The organism is Streptomyces ureilyticus, from assembly GCF_011045025.1.
Taxonomy (GTDB): domain Bacteria; phylum Actinomycetota; class Actinomycetes; order Streptomycetales; family Streptomycetaceae; genus Streptomyces; species Streptomyces ureilyticus.
Genome location: NZ_JAAKZX010000524.1, coordinates 1 through 576, shown reverse-complemented (window position 1 = coordinate 576; position 576 = coordinate 1). Strand labels below are relative to the sequence as shown.

Genomic DNA, 576 nt, shown 5'->3' with positions numbered 1-576 from the left:
CTTGCCGAACTGACGAGGGCTCAGCCCGGTGAACGGGGCTATCCAGGACGGCTCCGACGCCGTGATCACACCAGACACGACAAGATCATCTCACCCGTGACCAGCACTTACGGGACAGCCCTTAGCTGGTCAGGGCGGGTTGACGTGGTTTCAGATTCACTTGTTCGGCCGCTGCCTGGTCGGCGTAGTGCTTCTCCTCGAACTCGATGGGGCTGAGATAGCCGAGTCGTTTCTGGATGCGGCGGGGATTGTAAAAGCCGTCGATGTACTCGAAGAGCGCGAGATTCACCTCGGCCCTGGTCGCGAAGACGCGACCGCGGATGCACTCGGTCTTGATCAGCATCCACAGGTTCTCCGCCAGGGCATTGTCGAAGGAGTCGCCGACCGAGCCCATGGACGCCTGAACTCCTGCTCTGACCAGGCGTGTTGTGAGCTTGATGGACGTGTATTGGGCGAGTTCAACCAGTCGTTGCAACACCGGGCTGTTGCAGCGAGCGTAGCTGCTCTTCGAAGACCTCGGCGGGTGTCCGCCAGCCGAGGGTCTTGCGGGGCCGGTTGTTGATCGCCATGGCGACG

1 protein-coding gene and 1 pseudogene are annotated in these 576 nt (G+C 61.5%); both read right to left on the bottom strand.

Features of this window, described 5'->3' with window-relative positions; translation table 11 throughout:
• Window positions 1-78, bottom strand: a pseudogene (locus G6048_RS48505) (IS5/IS1182 family transposase); the annotation flags it as partial.
• A gap of 43 nt (window positions 79-121) precedes the next feature.
• Window positions 122-478: an IS3 family transposase gene (locus G6048_RS48500; protein ID WP_328829205.1), complete on the bottom strand. Its 357-nt coding sequence runs from the start codon at window positions 476-478 to the stop codon at window positions 122-124.
• Window positions 479-576: the final 98 nt, after the last annotated feature.